The organism is Nodularia harveyana UHCC-0300 (assembly GCF_034931085.1).
GTDB classification, from domain to species: domain Bacteria; phylum Cyanobacteriota; class Cyanobacteriia; order Cyanobacteriales; family Nostocaceae; genus Nodularia; species Nodularia harveyana.
In genome coordinates this window covers 1-21356 of sequence record NZ_JAYGHG010000025.1, presented here as the reverse complement: position 1 = coordinate 21356, position 21356 = coordinate 1, and the positions used below count along the sequence as shown (strand labels likewise).

At 41.5% G+C, this 21356-nt stretch carries 22 protein-coding genes and 1 rRNA gene; 9 read left to right on the top strand and 14 right to left on the bottom strand.

The window, feature by feature from the left end:
* Positions 1–61: 61 nt before the first annotated feature.
* Positions 62–673, bottom strand: coding sequence for a hypothetical protein (locus VB620_RS14555; RefSeq protein WP_323196871.1), 612 nt, complete (start codon positions 671–673; stop codon positions 62–64).
* A gap of 402 nt (positions 674–1075) precedes the next feature.
* Here VB620_RS14555 and VB620_RS14550 point away from each other — a divergent pair, with 402 nt between their 5' ends.
* Positions 1076–1534, top strand: coding sequence for a biotin carboxylase (locus tag VB620_RS14550; protein ID WP_323196870.1), 459 nt, complete (start codon positions 1076–1078; stop codon positions 1532–1534).
* Between the two features lie 242 nt (positions 1535–1776).
* Here the strand turns inward: VB620_RS14550 and VB620_RS14545 are convergent, their stop codons facing one another.
* From VB620_RS14545 to upp, 3 genes are all read right to left on the bottom strand, one after another.
* Positions 1777–2055 (bottom strand): YggT family protein, encoded by a 279-nt coding sequence (locus VB620_RS14545; RefSeq protein ID WP_323196869.1) that lies wholly within the window; start codon positions 2053–2055, stop codon positions 1777–1779.
* Positions 2056–2162: 107 nt separating this feature from the next.
* Positions 2163–2513 carry a hypothetical protein gene (locus VB620_RS14540; protein ID WP_323196868.1) on the bottom strand — a complete coding sequence of 117 codons (351 nt, stop codon included), beginning with the start codon at positions 2511–2513 and terminating at the stop codon, positions 2163–2165.
* A gap of 74 nt (positions 2514–2587) precedes the next feature.
* Positions 2588–3238: a uracil phosphoribosyltransferase gene (gene upp, locus VB620_RS14535; RefSeq protein WP_323196867.1), complete on the bottom strand. Its 651-nt coding sequence runs from the start codon at positions 3236–3238 to the stop codon at positions 2588–2590.
* Positions 3239–3636: 398 nt separating this feature from the next.
* On the opposite strand from upp, the gene crtH reads away from it, so the two are divergent.
* Together crtH and VB620_RS14525 are read left to right on the top strand one after the other, a co-directional pair.
* Positions 3637–5148: a carotenoid isomerase gene (gene crtH / locus VB620_RS14530; RefSeq protein ID WP_323196866.1), complete on the top strand. Its 1512-nt coding sequence runs from the start codon at positions 3637–3639 to the stop codon at positions 5146–5148.
* Positions 5149–5273: 125 nt separating this feature from the next.
* Entirely contained in the window at positions 5274–5510 is a 237-nt protein-coding gene (locus VB620_RS14525; RefSeq protein ID WP_323196865.1) for a hypothetical protein, read from the top strand.
* Positions 5511–5516: 6 nt separating this feature from the next.
* On the opposite strand, the gene VB620_RS14520 is transcribed toward VB620_RS14525, so the two are convergent.
* From VB620_RS14520 to VB620_RS14505, 4 genes are all read right to left on the bottom strand, one after another.
* Positions 5517–6638, bottom strand: a complete 1122-nt coding sequence (locus tag VB620_RS14520; RefSeq protein WP_323196864.1) for a DUF1176 domain-containing protein — start codon at positions 6636–6638, stop codon at positions 5517–5519.
* Between the two features lie 154 nt (positions 6639–6792).
* Positions 6793–7278, bottom strand: coding sequence for a putative signal transducing protein (locus tag VB620_RS14515; RefSeq protein WP_323196863.1), 486 nt, complete (start codon positions 7276–7278; stop codon positions 6793–6795).
* Between the two features lie 48 nt (positions 7279–7326).
* Complete coding sequence (gene purT, locus VB620_RS14510) at positions 7327–8496, bottom strand: formate-dependent phosphoribosylglycinamide formyltransferase (protein WP_323196862.1); 1170 nt, start codon at positions 8494–8496, stop codon at positions 7327–7329.
* Between the two features lie 56 nt (positions 8497–8552).
* Positions 8553–9104: a pyridoxamine 5'-phosphate oxidase family protein gene (locus VB620_RS14505; RefSeq protein WP_323196861.1), complete on the bottom strand. Its 552-nt coding sequence runs from the start codon at positions 9102–9104 to the stop codon at positions 8553–8555.
* A gap of 118 nt (positions 9105–9222) precedes the next feature.
* Here VB620_RS14505 and VB620_RS14500 point away from each other — a divergent pair, with 118 nt between their 5' ends.
* Positions 9223–10143 carry a 1-aminocyclopropane-1-carboxylate deaminase/D-cysteine desulfhydrase gene (locus tag VB620_RS14500; protein ID WP_323196860.1) on the top strand — a complete coding sequence of 307 codons (921 nt, stop codon included), beginning with the start codon at positions 9223–9225 and terminating at the stop codon, positions 10141–10143.
* 560 nt (positions 10144–10703) lie between these two features.
* On the opposite strand, the gene aroB is transcribed toward VB620_RS14500, so the two are convergent.
* Positions 10704–11822: a 3-dehydroquinate synthase gene (gene aroB / locus VB620_RS14495; RefSeq protein ID WP_323196859.1), complete on the bottom strand. Its 1119-nt coding sequence runs from the start codon at positions 11820–11822 to the stop codon at positions 10704–10706.
* Positions 11823–11985: 163 nt separating this feature from the next.
* Here aroB and petL point away from each other — a divergent pair, with 163 nt between their 5' ends.
* The 3 genes from petL to VB620_RS14480 all read left to right on the top strand — a co-directional run bounded on the left by petL (position 11986) and on the right by VB620_RS14480 (position 15759).
* Positions 11986–12081 carry a cytochrome b6-f complex subunit PetL gene (gene petL / locus VB620_RS14490; protein WP_323196858.1) on the top strand — a complete coding sequence of 32 codons (96 nt, stop codon included), beginning with the start codon at positions 11986–11988 and terminating at the stop codon, positions 12079–12081.
* Between the two features lie 423 nt (positions 12082–12504).
* Positions 12505–13872, top strand: coding sequence for an NAD-dependent succinate-semialdehyde dehydrogenase (locus VB620_RS14485; RefSeq protein WP_323196857.1), 1368 nt, complete (start codon positions 12505–12507; stop codon positions 13870–13872).
* Positions 13873–14115: 243 nt separating this feature from the next.
* The gene (locus tag VB620_RS14480) at positions 14116–15759 is read left to right on the top strand and encodes an acetolactate synthase large subunit (RefSeq protein WP_323196856.1); all 1644 of its coding nucleotides are present in this window, start codon (positions 14116–14118) and stop codon (positions 15757–15759) included.
* A gap of 278 nt (positions 15760–16037) precedes the next feature.
* Here VB620_RS14480 and VB620_RS14475 read toward each other — a convergent pair whose 3' ends face one another.
* A complete protein-coding gene (locus VB620_RS14475) occupies positions 16038–16376 on the bottom strand; it encodes a hypothetical protein (RefSeq protein WP_323196855.1) in 339 nt (112 codons plus the stop codon).
* A gap of 207 nt (positions 16377–16583) precedes the next feature.
* On the opposite strand from VB620_RS14475, the gene VB620_RS14470 reads away from it, so the two are divergent.
* Positions 16584–16946, top strand: coding sequence for a Lin0512 family protein (locus VB620_RS14470; protein ID WP_323196854.1), 363 nt, complete (start codon positions 16584–16586; stop codon positions 16944–16946).
* Here the strand turns inward: VB620_RS14470 and VB620_RS14465 are convergent.
* From VB620_RS14465 to nadC, 4 genes are all read right to left on the bottom strand, one after another.
* Positions 16943–17260 (bottom strand): hypothetical protein, encoded by a 318-nt coding sequence (locus VB620_RS14465; RefSeq protein WP_323196853.1) that lies wholly within the window; start codon positions 17258–17260, stop codon positions 16943–16945. The genes VB620_RS14470 and VB620_RS14465 overlap by 4 nt on opposite strands.
* 132 nt (positions 17261–17392) lie before the next feature.
* Entirely contained in the window at positions 17393–19159 is a 1767-nt protein-coding gene (gene argS, locus VB620_RS14460; protein ID WP_323196852.1) for an arginine--tRNA ligase, read from the bottom strand.
* Between the two features lie 354 nt (positions 19160–19513).
* Positions 19514–19930 (bottom strand): hypothetical protein, encoded by a 417-nt coding sequence (locus VB620_RS14455; protein ID WP_323196851.1) that lies wholly within the window; start codon positions 19928–19930, stop codon positions 19514–19516.
* Positions 19931–20057: 127 nt separating this feature from the next.
* Positions 20058–20921: a carboxylating nicotinate-nucleotide diphosphorylase gene (gene nadC, locus VB620_RS14450; RefSeq protein ID WP_323196850.1), complete on the bottom strand. Its 864-nt coding sequence runs from the start codon at positions 20919–20921 to the stop codon at positions 20058–20060.
* A 309-nt stretch (positions 20922–21230) separates the two neighbouring features.
* Between nadC and VB620_RS14445 the strand changes: the two genes are divergently transcribed.
* Positions 21231–21356 (top strand): 16S ribosomal RNA (locus VB620_RS14445); the annotation flags it as partial.

The window sequence follows — 21356 nt, the reverse complement described above, 5'->3', positions numbered from 1 at the left end:
TTTTTATTTGAAAATTAACTAAAAATACAGATAAAATTAAACTTTCTGCCCAATATCTGGATTACATCTGAGGCCAGCGCCAATTGTAGCGATTCCATTGGTAAATACCGGGAATTTCGTATTCTGCACCGTTCTGGAGGCGAACAACAGAGTTATGGGTGAAACTATCACCATCAGCAATTTCCTCAATTTTCAGGACAGTAGCAGGAAACCATTGACGCTGACAGGGGCCATCTTCTTGCACCCATTCCCATAGTCCATTAGAAATTTCAATGCGATCGCCCACTCTCAGGTTCAGTGCATCCTCAAGGTCAGCATACTTATGAAAATGATATGATTCCACACGATTCAACCACCCCAAACCGTAGCGTTGGCGAATAAATTGCACATTTCCCGAATCATTTTCATGTAGCCAATCATTCAGTAATTGCACTTTCCAAGTCTGGTTTTCTTGCTCCTGACTCTTGACAAATTTTAAAAATGCTGCTAGTTCCTCAGCAGACAGTTCGTCTAAAGGATTGGGTATATCTGATATCTGCGAGTGAGAATTTCCCCGAATTTGCTCCATTACTCCCAGTAATATCTGCTTCTGCATATCAGTGAGAGGACAGCTAGCTACATCACAACTATTAAAAGCTGCTCGTAAGGCTGTTTCAATCTCATCTGGAGTCATATGATCGCAACTGAGAGGTTTCTTTACCTAATTATTACAATATAGTAATTCGCAACCAATTTAAATTTGTCTTTCCTAGTTGTTACAAATCAGGATTTACGCAACAATTGCCAAAAGTCTTGATTTATCCAACCGCCTTCGCGTAGCGTATGCCCCCAGGGCTTTAGCCGCCAAGAACGCCAAGAAAACGTAGATTATGCGTAAGTCCTACAAATATGATGCTGGAATTTTGAGACACTGAGAGTAGTTTTTTTTCTGCAAAATTAATTTATGGCGATCGCCAAGGAGGTGAAGAAACAAACAGATAGTTAAACCCTTACAATTAAAGAGTTTTCAGCCCTACGACTACGCTCAGGGCAGGCTTGTTCTCTACTATATTTTACAAAATCGCCAACTTTAGTTATGCAAAAATATTCCCCCACTTTCACTCAGTACCTTAAACTCATCAGTGTAGTTTTTATTTCCTGCTGTCTCACAGTTCTCTCCTGGGTGTATACTCCCGAAGTCATGGCGCTGACACAAATAAAACTATTTGATCTTTCCTATCAGGGCTGTCCACCAGAACTAGCAGAAGGATCTGTGATTAGTAGTGGTAGTGCGCCAGCTAATTGTTTTATTGTCACAGGTAAGGCACAAAATGAAAGTTATAAAACCGTTTATGATGCAGATATCTTTGGACGCATTTATGATGCTAATAATAACCCCGTCATGCAAAACCGCACCCGTCTAGGTTCCATTCCCGAAGTTCCGCCAGGGGTGAGCGATTTCGACTTAAGAATTTCTGTAGCTGAAAATCAGCCAGAACCTTTAAAGCTGAAGCAATTTAAAGCCACAGGTTTTAGCGGTAAAGTTCGCAGATAAAACGCACCTGCGTGGGTTTGAAAACGTTGATTTTTCCTTAGTCCGCGTAGGTGGACTTTGTTTGTGTAGTAGCGAATTATATTCGCCGAAGACTTTTCTACATAACCCACTCCCCACTCCCCCGGTTACTGAGCGGAGTCGAAGTAACTCCCTACTCCCCAGCCATAACCCACAAAAGCAATGTAGAGACGATCTTACTGATAACGTCTCTACAAAAATTGCTATTTAGTTCACAGTTAGACCTAAAAAGCCTGAGCAAAAGAAAGAGCAGTGAGGCTGCTGAGTAAGCCACCCACTAAATTCAGTGCTAAGAAGGCTAAAATAGGAGAGAAATCCATACCACCCAATGGCGGAATAATTGAACGGAATAGATTCAAATAAGGATCGGTAATCTGTCCCAAAGCCGCAAAGGGCTGATTAGACCAGTCGATTTGAGGGAACCAAGTTAACAAAACTCGCGCAATTAGCAAGTAGCTATAGAAGGTAACAAAGGTAGACAAAGTAGTAAACAGTAAAGTCATAAATCAGTTAGTTTCCTGTTAAGTGTCAAAAACGGTCTTATTATTGATTTTAATTGAGTCCATGACATGACGTGTGGGGTTTGCCACATGGGTTACTCTTAGCACCCTCAAGAATCTTGGCTGAGAGAACGCTCATTCACCGACTGGCTAGAATTACCATTGACATTTCCCAACTGTTGTCTCACTTCATCAATTGTGTCATTAAGTTGGGCAATTTTATCTTCAAGCGATCGCCTAGCAGTTTCCATTTCCATCCCATCATCATCTGAGGCGAACATCTGGCGGCGTTTCGCAGATACTTTTTTCGTCCCGACTTGACCATTCATCAGTTCTACTTCTTCTTCTGTCAGTTCCTGATTTTGTCGAGACACAATCACCGCCCCAACAATACCACCAACAATGCCCCCAAAGATTGTCCCTGCTAAAAAACCACTAGCAAAACCATCACGTTGACTCATACATTACCGCCTTCAAAAACCTTGCAACCTTTATATCTAGTTCAGCTATTTTCCTTCCCTAGCTGCATACTAGCTCATGTTCCAAAAATGCGATCGCCAGCATCTCCCAAACCCGGTACAATATACCCCTGATCATTGACTACCTCATCAATAATCGCCGTGTAAACATTTAACCCCGGATATGCAGCACTTAATTTTTGTAAAGCTGGCGGTGCAGCCACCACAGAAACAATCCGCGTTAAAGCCGGGTCAACACCCCGTTTTGTTAATTCTGCCATAGCGAACATCATAGACCCCCCCGTTGCCAACATCGGGTCAGTAATTAAAACTCGCGTTTGGGGGTCAAACTTTTCCGGTAACTTATTCAAATAACAAGACGGTTCCAAAGTTTCCTCATTGCGGACTAAACCCAAATGGTAAACAGAAGCCAAAGGTAACAACGATTGCGCCCCTTCTAGTAAACCTAGCCCCGCCCGCAGAATAGGGACAACCGCCACAGGTACTTGCGGATTAATCAAAGTCGCAGGACAAGTATCTAAAGGAGTCCGCACCTCTGTTTCCAGGGTCGGTAACCACTCCCTCGCCGCTTCATAAGTCAGCCACCGTCCCAATTCAGTGATAGCACTCCGAAATAATACTGAAGGTGTACCAGCATCACGAGCCACTGCCAGCCAGTGCTTGATTAAAGGATGGGGTGGAACATAAACACGCAGTTGTGGTGTCATAGCCGGAAATAGGCAACTTTATACGATAAAAATTTAAACCTCCCCATAATACTCCTTCCAGCGTACCGCCGACAGCTAAAATCATCATTCTGCCAATTATTGCAAAATAATCTCATTACTAGTTGACATATATTCTCAATCACAGTTATATTAATATTTAGTGTTCTCCTCTCTTTAAGGATCGGCAGACGGGATTAGCCAGCGATCGCAGGCTTGTCCCTCTTTTTATTTGCTAACTGCGAAAAGCTAACTGTGACAACCATCTCAGATGCTCAACAACAACCAATCTTAGATATACTCATACCTCCAGCAAAACCCAAAAATTACGTATATATATCTTGAATACAAAGTCATATAAAATACTAAATATTAGTTAATTTTATTGATCATCTGCCCCCATGTCTCCATCCCGAAATCCCGCATTTGATGTCATTGTCATTGGCTCCGGAATTGGCGGTTTAGTGACAGCAACCCAGTTAGCAGCCAAAGGCGCTCAAGTCCTTGTACTAGAACGTTATTTAATTCCAGGGGGTAGTGCCGGCTACTTTCAACGCCAGGGTTATCAATTTGACGTTGGAGCATCCATGATTTTTGGATTTGGTGACAAAGGTACTACCAACCTACTCACCCGCGCCCTAGAAGCAGTCAACCTCAAACAAGAAACAATCACCGACCCTGTACAGATTCACTATCACCTACCCCACAACTTAGACCTCAAAGTTGAGCGGATTTATAATAAGTTTTTGCAAAATCTTATTGCTTATTTCCCTCATGAAGCCACAGGTATTCGTCGCTTTTATGACGAGTGCTGGAAAGTATTTAACTACCTCAACAGCATAGACTTACTTTCCTTAGAAGAACCTCGGTATCTACTGCGGACATTTTTACGCCATCCTTTAGCCTGTCTTGGTTTAGCCAAATACCTCCCTCAAAATGTCGGCGATGTCGCCCGACGTTATATCAAAGACCCAGAACTATTGAAATTCATTGACATAGAGTGTTATTGCTGGTCTGTAGTCACAGCCGAAAAAACCCCCATGATTAATGCCGGCATGGTCTTTTCCGATAGGCACTATGGGGGCGTTAACTATCCCAAAGGCGGAGTTGGACAAATTGCCCAAAAATTAGTAGTAGGTTTAGAAAAATATGGAGGTATAATTGAGTACAAATCCAGAGTCATAAAAATCATCACAGAACAAGGGAAAGCCGTCGGTGTCAAATTAGCCAATGGTAAAATTTATTATGGTAAACGGATAGTCTCTAACGCCACACGTTGGGATACCTTTGAAAAATTACTACCTGTAGATCAAATGCCCAGTAATGAAAAAAAGTGGCAACAAACTTATCAAAAGTCCCCCAGTTTTTTAAGTTTGCATATAGGAGTAGAAGCCGGAGTATTGCCTGATAGTACAGAATGCCATCATATAATTCTGGAAGATTGGCAACAAATGACAACACCAGCCGGCACACTTTTCCTTTCCATTCCCACATTACTTGATCCAGAATTAGCACCACAGGGATATCATATAATTCATGTCTTCACACCTGACTGGATTGATAATTGGCAAGGAATCTCTGCAACTGAATACGAAGCCAAAAAAGAAGCAGCTGCGGCGCAAATTATCCACCGACTAGAAAAAATTTTTCCTGGTTTAGATGCGGGCTTAGATTATCTAGAAATCGGGACACCTCGTACCCATCAACGTTTTTTAGGGCGTGTGGATGGTACTTATGGCCCAATCCCTCGCCGCAAATTATGGGGATTATTGAATATGCCATTTAATCGTACAGCCATTCCCGGACTCTATTGTGTGGGAGACAGTACCTTTCCCGGTCAAGGGTTAAACGCCGTCGCCTTTTCCGGCTTTGCTTGCGCCCATCGCATAGCAGTAGATTTGGGTTTCAAATAATTTCAGGACTTACGCAACAATTGCCAAAAATCTTGATTTATCCTTCGCGTAGCGTATGCCCCCACGCAAGGGCTGTAGAACACCAAGAAAACGTAGATTATGCGTAAGTCCTAAATTTCTTATATATGAATAAAGGAAACTATAAGCAGAAATCTATTGCTTACATGATACGAAAAAGTTTACATAACTTTAACGCGGTGGGTTTAATTAACTTATTTACTGCCATTAAATTGACATATTTGTTGATGGAAATATCCAGACTTTACAAAGCACGCGATACAGAAACCACCAAACATAATACTATTCAATACTGGGCAGAATTATTGAAAATTAAACCACCAAAATATCCCTACCTTGGTTGATATTGATTATTGCCTAATGGTAATTGAAGCAATCCCTGCATGGTCATGGTACTTTTGGGTTTTATTGAATTCACTTGTAGTATCAGGATAAACACCAGCAAAATCCGTAATTGTCCATTGATTCGATCTGATTGATACCTTAGAATCTGCACCTAGTCCCCGTGCAAAGTTAATATACTCTCGTCCTTCACTATTCAAGTTGTAGGATAAAGTTGCATCCCCGTAGGCTTTGATAGCTTGTTTGATTGGAGTACCTGGGCCGACCCCATCCTTTGTTCTGTAATTGAGGTTTTCCACTGTAATCATGGTAATTTGAGCATCATTAGATTTGTTACCATCAGCGAAACCCAGCACGTACTGCACATTACCATCTTGAATAACTTTAATTCCTTCACCTGCGTCAACACCAAGAGGAGTGGGTACAAATGTTGCACCCTCGCCTAAAGTCTCCTTCAGTTTCCCTAAAGTCATACCAAGTTTAGCTACACCGACATTCTTATCAGTAATTAGCTGAGTTTCTGAAGGTGTTAGCGCTCCCACATCTTGACAACCATCAGAAATTTTGTCCACCAGCTGAGAACTAATTAACCTCAATTCGCCACCATTCCAATAGTGTTGAGTTTCTTGAATACAAGTACCTGCACCAGTAAATTTATACCCATTGGAAAGGATTTTTGTCTTGGGGTCAAATTTCGGATTTCCCGCTATTTCTATTTCCAGAGGGGTAATTTTCATTTCCGGTTGAGAAGTATCTACTGCTAAAAAAGTGAATGCACCTTGATAAGCAGCCGGAAAACAAAGCAGCTGTACTAAATGCTGACCATTTTCCCCAGTATAGACTCGTGACGATTCCCGTGCTGCCTCTGAATCAAACTCAAAATTGCAAACCTGTAAACTTTTCTGGCGGCTAATGACTTCATTCAGGATAGTTTCTGTAGGTTCGTTTGTATTAGAAACATTATCTGGTTCCAACTCTGACTGCGGTTGTTGTGGAGAAGTTTCCGCAGTGTTAGTCGCATCTGGTGTTTGTAAAGACTGGGATGAGTTTGACTCGGTGGGGGATGCACAGGAAATGAGACTGGAGGCAATAATGGCGCTTAATGGCAGGATAAATTTAGTTGTATACATGGGATAGAATCGTAATTTTTGATAGCTAGACTTGAGACTGAGTTCAAGCCATTGAATAAATTAATTGATCTTGGTGGAGAGGAAATGGCTGGAAAATTCCGCGTCCAAGTTCCACCATCAATCCTGATTTGGACAGATATTTTCTTAATACAGGTCAAAATAGGATTTTCCAGAACAAAAACAGACTCAGTAAATCTAAAGCAAAGGACACAATCACCTTGATGCGTCTGTTGTCACTAATTGGTTGACGATGAAACAATAAACAAAGCAACAGCCAAAGGGAGTAAATCTGAATGGGTAAAAAAATAAATAATAGGCTGATAACAGCCGTAATAAAGGCTCTGTCTGCGGTTTTATCTGCCCATGAAAGGCTGGGAATATCATCATCCTCTTCCATTTCTGAATCAGAAACAGATTGATAATCTAATTCCGAAACCAGAATAGACTTAGCCAAATCAATATTTTCTTGAGCAACTTGTAATTGAATCCAGCCCACAGCTACGCTTAAATGCCAAGCCGCATTCACAGTAGACTCATTCTGTAATAAACACTTTACCCCTTCAGACTCCAGACGCTGCTTCGCTAAATTAGCCTCCGGAGAGTTTGTAAAAGTAGCTACTGTCACAAAATTTTTAACCATACATTCAAACCCTCCGCGCCCCTTGGCGATTGACTCTGCGTTAAAAAATTAAATCATTTGCACCTGATTAGCTGCCGTTTTAGCTTTCTCCCGCGCTTCCAAAATATTATTACCCTGAGCTAAAGCTACCCCCATACGCCGATAAGGGTGGGCGCTAGGTTTGCCAAATAGTTTAATATCGACATTGGGAACAGATAAAGCCTCAGCTACACCTGTAAAAGCCACTGCATCAGATTTTTTAGCAGCTAAAATTACGGCACTAGCAGCCGCACCCAACTGTTCTATATGGGGAATTGGTAAGCCTAAAATAGCGCGTAAATGTAATTCAAATTCATTCAAATTTTGCGAGATTAATGTTACCATTCCCGTATCATGTGGTCGGGGAGAAAGTTCGGAAAAAATGACTTCATCCTGGGTAATAAAAAATTCCACACCAAATATACCTGCTCCACCTAAAGCATCGGTGACTTTTTTTGCTATTGCTTGGGCTGCTAATATTTTATCTTCGGTAATACCTGCGGGTTGCCAAGATTCTTGATAATCGCCTCTTTCTTGACGATGACCAATGGGAGAACAGAAAATTGTCGGTGCATTCCACTGTTTAATGGTGAGCAAAGTTATCTCTATTTCAAAGTTAATAAATTCCTCAACTATGACTTTTTGACTATCACCTCGAGAATTGGCGATCGCATAATTCCAAGCCTGTTCAACTTCCTGTTGATTCTCTACAACAGATTGACCTTTACCAGAGGACGACATTACAGGTTTAACAACATTGGGAAAACCAATCTCTTCAGAAATAGTAATAAATTCTTCTAGACTAGAAGCATAAGCATATTTAGCAGTTCTCACACCTAGCTTTTGATGTGCTAATTCTCTGATTCTATCCCGATTCATTGTATAGTTAGTAGCCGCAGCAGTAGGAATTACAGTTATCCCTCTTTGTTCAAATTCCAGTAGCTTTTCCGTTCTAATGGCTTCAATTTCTGGTACAATAAAATTAGGATTATGCTTTTGGACAATTGCTTCTAATTCATCGGCATTGAGCATAGAAATTACTTCATAACAGTCAGCCACTTGCATTGCTGGAGCATTGGAGTAGCGGTCAACAGCAATTACATAATTACCCAAACGTTGAGCAGCAATCACAAATTCTTTGCCGAGTTCTCCCGAACCCAAAAGCATAATTTTCTGAGGGAGTTTAATTGAGTTGCTCATTAATGTATTCCCATTATTTTTATAAATTTATGTTGAGGAAAAACTTGTATATATCCTCAACTTTTATGCAGTGGAGTTGATAAACCATCAATACTAATGATATTTTTCTGCTGTTGATATTCTACAATTCCCTGTTCACCTTTTTTCTTCGCCCAGTTAACTAAAGTTTCCCTCTGACCTTGATATTCATAAAGTGGGACACCGAAACCACAGGAAGTTTGCACCCGTTCAATATCAGCTACAATAATTTGCCGAGTTCCCGGTATTTCTGGAAATAAAGAATACAAATCATTCCAGTCTGGCGAACTAGGTAACACTGTATATCCCTGACCGTAAAGACGGAGAATAGAAGGGGGTTCCTGGAAAGCGCAAAACATAAAAGTGATACGCCCATTTTCTTGCAAGTGTGCGGAGGTTTCGTTACCACTACCTGTAAGATCCAGATAAGCTACTTGATGAGGAGAAAGGATGCGAAAAGTTTCCAAACCCTTGGGAGACAAGTTAATATGACCTGTAGCGCTCAAAGGTGCAGAACCAACAAAATAAATACGTTGGTTAGCAATAAAATCTTGCAGTTTTTCAGTAATACAGTCAAATACTTTAGCCATAGACTGTCTCAATTATTTCTCAAATATCCTACAGCAGTTTCCCCGTCATTAGATTAAATTTGCATCTCAACTTTATCCTTCACTCTCCGCGCCTCTGCGCCTCTGCGTGATTTTACCCATGTCCTCACCCTTCCTTGCGCCTTTTACCCACCATATAGAAAACGAGATTACCCGCCGGGCTAGTGTAAAATTATCCGTGCTGCGCCTCGATTCTATGCACCCATTCGTTAACGGGAACAAATGGTATAAATTAAAATACAACCTCTGGGAAGCCCAGGAGAAAAATTATACAACTCTGCTTACCTTTGGTGGTGCTTATTCTAACCATATCTTTGCTACAGCCGCCGCCGCTAAACTCTTCAACTTTCGTAGCATTGGCGTAATTCGTGGAGAGGAAAGATTACCACTCAACTCAACACTGAGTTTTGCTAAAGAGCAAGGTATGCAGATAGTTTACCTCAATCGTGATAGTTACCGAAAAAAGCAGACAAGAGAATTACAGGAAGACTTGAAACAACGTTTCGGTGACCCGTTTATTATTCCTGAAGGTGGTAGCAACTTAAATGGTGTGCGCGGTTGTACGGAAATAGTAGCTGATGCTGAAGAGTTTGATACTATCTGCTTGGCTTGTGGTACTGGTACAACACTGGCGGGAATTGCGCTTTCTCTCAGTCACCGACAAAAAGTGATTGGTTTTCCTGTGTTGAAAAAAGGGGAATTTCTTGTTCCGGAAATCGAGAATTTGCTGAGTAGTTATTTAATATCTGGTTTACCTAAAGTCCATGACTCACCAGGAATGTGGGAGTTAATCTGTGATTATCATTTCGGTGGTTATGCAAAGGTTAATGAGGAGTTAATTATGTTTAGCAAGGAATTTCAGCAAGCACACAGCATAATTCTTGATTATGTATATACGGCGAAAATGTTTTATGGTGTGATGGATTTATTGCAGATGGGATTTTTTCCTGAAGGCGATCGCATATTATTATTACACACAGGAGGGTTGCAGGGTAATATTGGTATGGAGCAGAGACTTTAGGAAATTTTCTCTGAATGAAATTATTCTATATGAATAAATCATCATAAAATACTGGCAAATTCCGTAAATTGGATTAGTATTGCAATTTTCAACTAGTTTATTATATAGCCGTAGCCATAAGTGACACAAATCATAACTCATGAGCAACTGCAAGCGCTCAAAATTGCTAGTGAATATAATGATTGGTATCATCATTTTGCAGATATAACAGTTGTATTACCCATTCCTCTTATTAGGATATGCATAATTCTAGTATCAAGTAAAAAACAGCGTTTTACAAGGCGGCTGAGATATGCAAAAGGTGTATATCCTTTACGTAGTCTTATAAATATTTTATTCTTAGTCGGACTGTTTATTATATTTTTAATATCTAGTTTCTCTATATTTACTGTTGTTGTGTCCTCAATTTATTCTCTCCCTCCAACCCCCTACCCGACATCAATTCCTTGGATTAATAACAAATTTGACTGCGAACGCACCTACCGAACTTGGAAGAATGGTAAGTGTTGGGATTCAGAACACAGTCCTTTGTTTTGAGAAGATGTCTGAAAACTGAAATTTTACAGGGTTTGTAAAACTCGTCTGATAATTTCAGATGGTACTGCATCGGTAACTGTCACCGCACCGATTTGCGTTGGTAAAACAAACCTAACTTTACCATCTTTAACTTTTTTATCCAGTTGCAAAGCATCAATAATCGCTTCTATATCTAAACCTTCTGGGAGTTGAGTTGGTAAACCGGCTTTTTGAATTAGCGTATTTTGACGGTCTGTATCTTGCTGTTGCCACATTCCTAGTTCTACAGCAATCTGTCCAGCTGCTACCATGCCAATAGCTACAGCTTCACCATGTTTGAGTAAACGATAACCTGTTAAGCTTTCCACTGCATGACCAATGGTATGTCCGTAGTTGAGAATCGCCCGCAGTCCTCCTTCTTTTTCATCCTTGCTGACCACATCTGCTTTAGCTTGGCAAGAACGGGATAAGATGTATTCGATAAATTCTGGTTTGATATAGCGGAGTTGATTTAGGTGTTTACTTCCTTCCATTTCGGTAAATAATTCGGAATCCCAAATTACACCGTATTTAATCACCTCTGCCATTCCCGCCCGAAATTCCCGCGTCGGCAACGTTTTCAGGGTTTCTGGGCTAATTAAGACCAAGCGTGGTTGATGAAAAGCCCCAATCAAATTTTTGCCGTGGGGATGATTTACGCCTGTTTTCCCACCAATTGCGGAATCTACCATTGCTAATAAACTGGTAGGTACTTGGACGACATTAATCCCTCGTAACCAGGTAGCAGCTGCAAAACCAGTCATATCACCAATGACACCTCCTCCCAAGGCGACCATAGTGGAGGAACGTTCTAGGCGGTTTTCTAAAGCAATATCGTAGAGTTTTTGGATGGAGTTGAGGGTTTTGTAGCGTTCTCCTGGTGGGAGGTTGTAGCTAGCTACTTCAAAACCAGCCGATGTGAGAGATTTGATTACTGTTTCGCCGTAATGCTTAAAAATGCTGGGATTAGAAACAACTAAAACTTTTTTGCCTAGTTTCAGACTAGCCATTTTTTCACCTAGTTGCTCTAAGCTGGAAGGTGCGATTGTGCTTCCCACAGTGCCAGAGGCGATCGCAATCTCATAAGACTGCTGTGGTAAATTGACATTAATTACAGAACTCATTGTCTCACCCTAAATAAGCGCTTGTGGGCTGTATTCTATCGCAATGTGGTTATGTGAGGGAGCCTGGGGGGACGATGGTAACTTTGCAATCACTCATACCCATTCCCCAATCCCTATTCCCCGTGATTCAATAGATTTAGTGAAGTATCGTGGAGCAAGATCAATGTTTGGGATTATCGCTTATATTGGCTTTTTGGCATTATTCATGGGTGTAGCTGTAGGACTGTTATTTGGTTTGCGTGCTGTCAAACTAATTTAAGTTCCTCCCAGTCTTCCCTCTTCTGAGTCAAGGAGAGGGGCTGGATATTGAGCTAATGTATTTAATTAAATCGACTTTTTTCTATTGGGACTTACGCACAAATTACGGAATAATCAACCACAGAGACGCAGAGGACACAGAGGAATCCGGGTTTGAGAGATTTCTTGCGTGAGTCATATCTATCAAGGGATTTCAGGTTTTATGCCTTTTATACCAGAGAAATCACAGTTAATTTATATAGTGTGTCTAATTTAACAAAATTTACTTAACAAAGAAGTATATTTAAATATAAAAATAATTACGGGTTTCAATTGTAAATAAATCAACTTGAATAAAGGTCTAAAATTTAGGTATAGCTTCCGCAATTAATCTGTGTAACACTAGGAAGCTACCTCAACCTATTTTTAAACGGGAGGTCAGGTAATGGCTATCGCCACCATTAATCCCGCCACTGGGGAGACAATCAAAGTCTTTGAACCACTCAAGGATAGAGAGATTGCCTGTAAACTAGATTTGGCTGGTCAGACTTTTACAGACTATCGCCAGACGAGTTTTTCTGAGCGATCGCAATGGCTACAAAATGCTGCGACAATTTTACAGCAAGAAAAAGCCGATTTTGCTAAAATAATGACCCTGGAAATGGGTAAAACCTATAAAGCTGCGATCGCAGAAGTGGAAAAATGCGCTCTGGTTTGTAACTATTACGCCGAACACGCACCGAGTTTTTTGGCTGATGTCCCCGTCAAAACAGATGCTAGCCATAGTTTTATCCGCTATGACCCAATGGGCGTAATTTTGGCTGTCATGCCGTGGAATTTCCCTTTCTGGCAAGTTTTTCGTTTTGCCGCCCCTACCCTGATGGCGGGCAATGTCGGTTTACTAAAACACGCCTCGAATGTGCCGCAGTGCGCCTTAGCAATTGCAGACATTATTCACCGGGCTGGTTTTCCTGAAGGTGCTTTTCAAACATTGTTAATCGGTGCTGCCCAAGTTGCCGATATTATGGCTGATCACCGGGTAAAAGCTGCTACCTTAACTGGCAGTGAACCTGCTGGTGCATCCCTCGCCGCCGCCGCCGGTCAAGAAATTAAAAAAACAGTTTTAGAATTGGGAGGTAGTGATCCCTTTATTGTTTTAGAAAGTGCTGATTTAGAAACCGCAGTTGCTACCGCTACCACAGCCCGGATGTTGAATAATGGGCAATCTTGTATTGCGGCGAAACGGTTTATTATTGCCGATGCGATCGCCCCTGAATTTGAAAAGTTACTTTTAGATAAATTTCTGGCGCTGAAAATCGGCGATCCCATGCTACCAGATACTGATATTGGTCCACTAGCCACTCCTGGTATTCTCCAAGATTTACACCAACAAGTCCAAACAGCCGTTAAAAGTGGTGGAAAAGTCGTGACTGGGGGAAATCCTTTAGCAGATCGTCCCGGTAACTTTTACCCCCCGACGATAATTACAGATATTCCCTTAGATAGTGCGATCGCACAGGAAGAATTTTTTGGACCCGTAGCATTATTATTCCGTGTGCCGGATATTGATGCTGCTATTCAACTAGCTAATGCTACACCTTTTGGCTTAGGTGCAAGTGCTTGGACAAATAATCCCCAAGAATGCGATCGCCTGATCTCCGAAATCGAAGCCGGCGCTGTATTCATCAACAGCATGGTTAAATCTGATCCCCGCTTACCCTTTGGTGGGATTAAGCGTTCTGGATACGGTAGAGAGTTGAGTATTCAAGGCATACATGAGTTCGTAAATCTTAAGACCGTGTGGGTGAAGTGATTAGTCATTAGTCATTAGTCATTGGCATTTATTTTTCTCTGGTACAGCACGGACTAAATCAGGACTTACCCAATAACCCTCTGAAAACCTCTTTCCTTCGTGTCCTTCGTACCTTCGTGGTTCATTTCTCCATTCTTTGTGCAAAGAAAGCAACCATTCCCAGTCAATTTTTTGACCTTTGACCTTTGACTTCCACCCTGCGACTAATCTCCAGTCTTAATTTATCACCACTGAGGAAATAAAATGAATACAGCTGAATTGTTGGTGCAATGTCTTGAGAATGAAGGAGTGCAATATGTTTTTGGTCTTCCTGGCGAAGAAAACCTGCACGTCTTAGAAGCATTGAAACATTCCTCCATTAAATTTATTACTACACGTCATGAACAGGGTGCAGCATTCATGGCAGATGTCTATGGACGCTTAACTGGAAAAGCTGGAGTTTGCCTTTCTACTCTCGGACCAGGGGCAACAAACCTAATGACAGGAGTAGCAGATGCTAACCTAGATGGTGCGCCCTTAGTAGCAATTACAGGTCAAGTGGGAACCGATAGAATGCACATCGAATCCCATCAATATTTGGATTTGGTGGCGATGTTTGCCCCAGTTACCAAGTGGAATAAACAAATTGTCCGCCCCAGTATTACACCAGAAGTAGTCCGTAAAGCCTTCAAGCGATCGCAAACCGAAAAACCCGGTGCAGTCCACATCGACTTACCAGAAAATATTGCAGCTATGCCGGCAGAAGGTAAGCCATTGCGTAAGGATAATATCGAAAAAAGCTATGCTTCCTTTGCTTGTATTCGCGCAGCTGCGGCAGCCATTTCTCAAGCAGTTAACCCCATCATCCTAGTAGGTAATGGTGCAATTCGCGCTCATGCCAGTGATGCAGTTACCCAATTTGCCACCCAAATGAATATACCGGCGGCGAATACATTCATGGGTAAAGGTGTCATTCCTTATACTCACCCCTTAGCTTTGTGGTCAGTGGGATTACAGCAAAGAGACTTTATCACCTGTGGCTTTGATCATACAGATTTGGTAATTGCCATTGGCTATGACCTCATCGAATTTTCCCCTAAAAAATGGAATCCTGAAGGTAACATTCCCATTATTCATATAGCAGCAACTTCGGCAGAAATTGATAGCAGTTATATTCCTAATGTTGAAGTTATCGGAGATATTTCCGATTCCCTCAATGAAATTTTAAAACTAGCAGATAGACAAAGTAAACCCAATCCTTACGCCATCAGCTTAAGGGCAAATATTCGCGCCGATTATGAAGAATATGCCCATGATGATGGTTTTCCCATCAAACCGCAAAAATTAATTTATGACTTACGCCAAGTCATGGGACCAGATGATATTGTAATCTCTGATGTTGGCGCACATAAAATGTGGATTGCCAGACATTATCACAGCCATAGTCCCAATACTTGCTTAATTTCTAATGGTTTTGCCGCTATGGGTATCGCTATTCCTGGTGCTTTAGCAGCAAAATTAGTTTCTCCTGACCGCAAAGTGATTGCAGTGACTGGCGACGGCGGTTTTATGATGAACTGTCAGGAATTAGAAACAGCCTTACGTGTCGGTACTCCCTTTGTCACCTTAATATTTAATGATGGTGGCTATGGATTAATTGAGTGGAAGCAAGAAAATCAATTTGGTAAAGGTAACTCATCCTTTGTCCATTTTGGTAATCCTGATTTTGTGAAATTAGCCGAAAGCATGGGTTTAAAAGGTTACAGAGTTGAATCTGCAACTGACTTAATTCCCGTACTGAAAGAAGCCCTCGCCCAAGATGTTCCTGCTGTGATTGATTGTCCCGTAGACTACCGCGAAAATCACCGCTTTAGCCAAAAAGCTGACGAGTTAAACTGCGAAATTTAAACTGATTCTTGGCGTGATCAGACTCACCTAGTGCATCAACAAAAATCATTTATTGACACTTAGGGACTTCTAAATAAAAAAATACTCAATCACCTAACGCAAAAAACCTTTCAAACTCTCATAACTCTGTGTTCTCTGCGTCTCTGTGGTTCGTTTATTTGGATAATTTATTTCTTGGAAGTCCCTCAGTACTATCTAAATCAATGCACTATTTCAACTCGATCACGCCACCACAGTAGTTAAACTGTCTCTTAACTTTTGACTTCCGCGTAGCGGCGCTAGTCCTCATCCAGTGCTGGAAAAGCCTCCTCAAACTTCCATAAATCATCTTTATTATTCAGGAACCAAACTCTAGTTTCAGGAGTTAATTGGCTCCAAATCACATCACCCGGAATGTGGGGAGAAGCATATTGATAATGCAAACCCAAGTCTTTGAGATTTTGCTCTACATCTTTAGGAATGCCAAAATCTTGCCAGTTTACTTCTAGATGTCTAATTGTCAATCCCGCCGCAGGGTCAAAAATTAATTGCGCTGCTCTAATTAAATCAGCAAAATGTTTGGGTTTCAAACTGGCTATCTGATCAATATTGATAGATTCGTTATGCTCTTGAGACATTGTTAGTGAAATGGGTAAAATTGCTCGTTTCTTGAAACTATTAGCAGAGATTCTTACCCCAATTAATCTATTTTAGCGCAGAGCCTTTAACCTTGATATTTTGGTTTAAGATTAATTATTTATCTTCAATTGGTTACAAAGGTTACTGCAAAGTAGATAAAATATTCAGCAATACAGTGAAAAGTAAAATATTTTCTGGAGGTAACTGTGGCGCGTCAACGCTTAATTATTGAGATGGGTATGGGAATAGATCAGCACGGACAGGAACCCACCGTAGCAGCAGCCAGAGCGGTGCGTAATGCGATCGCACATAACGCCTTACCTGGTGTTTGGGAAGTCGCAGGTTTGAGCGATCCTAATGACATGATTGTAGAAGTACAGATCGCCGTTCCTTATCCAGAACAAGTCAAACAAGAGGAAGTCTTAGCTGTACTACCATTTGGGCGGAAAACCTTAACCGTCGAATCTGGGGGAATGGTAGTACAAGGGAGAGCGATCGCCTCACTCAACGACAAAAATGATGAAATGTTGATCGCCGTCGCATCTGTAACTGTTTTAATTGAAACTTAACCTTTTTCCTCACTCATCTCTGTGAGGATAGTTGATTCAGCTTCAGTGTTTAATTCCTCTGGCAATAACTGATCCAGCTTACACTCAATAGCCATGAGTTTCTTCAAAATAGTCGGGCGATCGCCATCCAAAGAAACCAACAAATTAGCGATCGACTCCTGTATATTAGTCAACCGCGCCACAGCATTTTGCAGTTGTACCATACCTTCCCGGAGTTCCTGTCGTTCCTGACGAGCATCAGCAATTTCATCTAACATAGCCTGAGCCGTCTTCGCATTGCTCTCCATTAACTGTTTAATTTCTTTATCAGTCATAGCGATCGCACATTCAGATTAGTATTACTACTTATCATAAAACCAAGTGTCACCAGCATTGAGACACAGATAAAAATCCTCCGCGTACCTCTGCGTTACCTTTGCGCCCCTTTGCGTTAAAATCTTCTCCTCCTACATCCTCTCCAACACCCGAATCCCCAGCAAATCCAAACCCAACCGCAAAGTTCTAGCAGTCAAATCACACAAAACCAAACGAGAAGTCCGTAAAGGTTCCTCCGCTTCCAGCACCCTTACCCCCTGATTACGGTCATAAAACTGATTAAACTTCTTACTCAACTCATACAAATATTCACATAAACGATGAGGTAACAATTCCTGCTCAACACTACCAATCACCCCATCCAATTGCAGTAAATACTTAGCCAAAGCCAACTCCGTCTCATGCTGTAAAAGCAGCTTCACATTTTCGCCCAACTCAGCAAAATTAATTCCACCCTTGCGGCTAATTCCCTGAATCCGTGCATAAGCATACAACATATAGGGCGCAGTATTACCCTTCAAATCCAGCATCTTATCGTAACTGAAAATATAATCACTAGTACGGTTTTGGCTTAAATCAGCATATTTAACCGCACTGATACCAACTACCTCAGCAACTTCACTAATAAATTCTTCACTCTCTTCCCGTTCTTCTGTCTTCAATCTACCTTCTAAATCTGCACGGGCGCGAATCACAGCCTCATCTAATAAATCCCGCAACCTGACAGTATCACCAGAACGAGTTTTAAATTTTTTCCCATCTTCCCCTAACACCAAACCAAAGGGAACGTGAACCAGTTCCACATCATCAGGAACCCATCCCGCCTTGCGTGCGACTTGGAAAAATTGAGCAAAATGGTTACTTTGTCCAGAATCAGTTACATAAATTATCCGTTTAGCTTCATCTTGCTGAATCCGATAACGCAAAGCTGCTAAATCTGTAGTGGCGTAGTTATAACCACCATCCGATTTCTGCACAATCAAAGGCATAGGTTCGCCTTCCCGGTTAGTAAAACCTTCCAGGAAAACCACCTGTGCGCCTTGATTCTCCACCAGTAAACCAGATTTTGCCAAATCTTCCACTACTGAGGGAAGTTGGGGATTATAGAAAGATTCTCCCCGTTCCATTACTTCCACATCCAGCAAGTCATAAATTACCTGAAACTCTTTCCGTGACTGTTCGCATAAAAGTTTCCAAGCATGAAGAGTATCTTCAGCACCTGCTTGTAATCTCACAACTTCCTGTCGCGCTTTCTCTTGAAAAACCTCATCTTCATCAAAACGCTGTTTAGCTTTGCGGTAGAAACTGACTAAATCGCCAATATTTAAAGCATTAGCAGTAGTTAGGGCTTCTGGGTAAACTTCCCGCAAGTAGGTAATTAACATCCCAAACTGCGTACCCCAATCACCGACGTGATTTAACCGCAGCACATCATGTCCCTGAAATTCCAAAATCCGGGCGATGGAATCACCAATAATTGTAGAACGCAAATGTCCCACGTGCATTTCCTTAGCAATATTCGGACTAGAGAAATCCACAATTTCCCGTTTTGGCGTTTCCGTCTTGGGAACTCCTAACCTAGAATCTGCCTGAATAGCGTTGAGTTGTGCTTCTAAATATGAAATTTTGAGTTTAAGATTGATAAAACCAGGCCCAGCTATCTCCGGTGTTTCGCAAAAATCAGATACATCGAGTTTCTCAACAATAGCAGAGGCGATCGCCCTTGGTTGCTGACCCAACCTTTTACTCAGAGACAAAGCCACATTCGCCTGATAATCACCAAATTTAGGATTACTCGCAGAAACCAAAATCGGATTTACTCCAGCGTACTCATCGCCAAAAGCAGACACCAAAGCCTGTTCAAGTTTTAGTTTTAGTTTTTCTTGTGTAGCGTTCATATATAGATATTATCTGTTTGTCCGAGGCTATAAGCCTGCCTAATAGTGAGATATTCTCAAAGGCTCAATTATTTTAACCTTAAAATATAGTTGTCTAGTCCAAGGGAGGACTGTCAGGATACAGTAAAATACCCTCGACTGTCTTCCATTCTCGGCAGAACTTCCCAACTCTGAGTGAGATTTAGTGACTTGGTACTATAGGATTACTATTTGATTATTGAACAAACACGTAGGGTGTGTTAGCGGTAGCGTAACGCACCAAAGCCTTAATGACGGTGCGTTAGGATGAAATCCGTAACGCACCCTACGATACTTAATTTTTTCATCAATCAAACCGGATTCCTATATCAATTACTAAATACTCCCATCTTTCCCACCAAGAATTTGGTTGTATAGATAATTTTCCAATTCCAAATCAACCTCTAATGCAAAACGTAATTCTCTATCTTTAATATGTGGAAACCATGACTTGCCAAAACGTTTGAGTAAACTACCTCCGACCTGTGCGGCTCTCTCAATATCGTATTGTAGATACAAAGCAGTTACAAACGCAGCTACCTTGATCTGACTCACTCTATCCTTTCTCAGGCAAGTATTGATTGCTATCTCCACAGCAGTTTCTGGTGAATGAATATTGACATTGCCTGTTGCAACTTGGATAAAATCAAGGACACCGACTCCAGCCTGATAAAGCTGCTGTTTAACATAAGTGTCACTAACTAGTTTCCAAAACAGAGAAGCGGCTATTTGCTGAATGGAAGGAGGCACCATAAACTCAATTTATTTAAAATTTCTACACATAACTAATTTAGTTCAGAATTATACTAAGACTACAAAGTAATTGACGGCATTCAACCTGGTCTTTCTTGCCAATCATTACTTTGTCAAAGTTGGATAATTATTTAATCCTCATACTCAAATCCAACCACTTCGACTGAGTAATCGGCGCACTACTAGATATATAGTCAACCCCAGTCTCAGCCACAGCGCGAATCGTCTCCAACGTTATATTTCCCGAAGCCTCAATCTTCACCCTACCATCCTGCTGACGAATCAACTCCACAGCCCGACGCATCATATCCACAGGCATATTATCCAGCATAATAATATCCGCTTGATACTCTAATGCTACTTTCACCTGCTCCAAACCTTCCGTCTCCACCTCAATAGTCATAGGAAAAGGAATCCGAGAACGAATCCGGGTAATAGCTTCTGCAATACCCCCAGCCGCCGCAATATGATTATCCTTAATCATCACCGCATCATCCAAACCCATCCGGTGATTCATCGCCCCACCTACAGCCGTCGCGTACTTTTCCAACAGTCTCAGCCCAGGTGTAGTCTTGCGCGTATCCACCAACTGAGCAGGTAAATCCGCAATTTTCTCTACATATATATGTGTGAGCGTAGAAATTCCACTCAAACCCATAGCCAAATTCAGCGCCACCCGTTCCCCCATCAGCAGCGCATCCAGGGAACCATGAATTTCTGCTATTACCTGTCCTGGCTGACACTTTACACCTTCAGCCACAACAGCCTCAAAACGCACTTGTTCATTTAAAAGCTCAAATACCCTAGCTGCAATCGGTAAACCAGCAATTATCCCTGGTGCTTTAGCCACCCATTTAGCCGTTCCTGCCGTGACATCCTCAGATAATAGACTATTTGTAGTGCGATCGCCCCGACCAATATCCTCCAGCAACCAGCCACGTAATAAAGGATCTAGAACTACCCTGGGCGGCAAAACACCAAATTTACTCACAATTTAATTACTATCTTTTTAATTTCCAAGAATACTATATCTTAAAATCCCTACTCCATAAGGCTTTCAGAGACGAGAAAAAAGAAATCGAAAATAAATGGAGAAAAGAGTTGACAAACTTATAGACGCTCGCTATATTAGATAAGTGCCTGAAAGACGAGCGCCACCGAGCGGCGTTTAAAGGAACACCGAACCATGAAAATATTATAGTTTGAAAGCAATAAAACAGCAAATATTGCACGTCAAGTCAATAAAATAACTAGACTGAAGTTAAAAAAGAGCAGTCAAAAGAGCTTAAACAAACAAACCAAAACGGAGAGTTTGATCCTGGCTCAGGATGAACGCTGGCGGTATGCTTAACACATGCAAGTCGAACGGTCTCTTCGGAGATAGTGGCGGACGGGTGAGTAACGCGTGAGAATCTAGCTTCAGGTC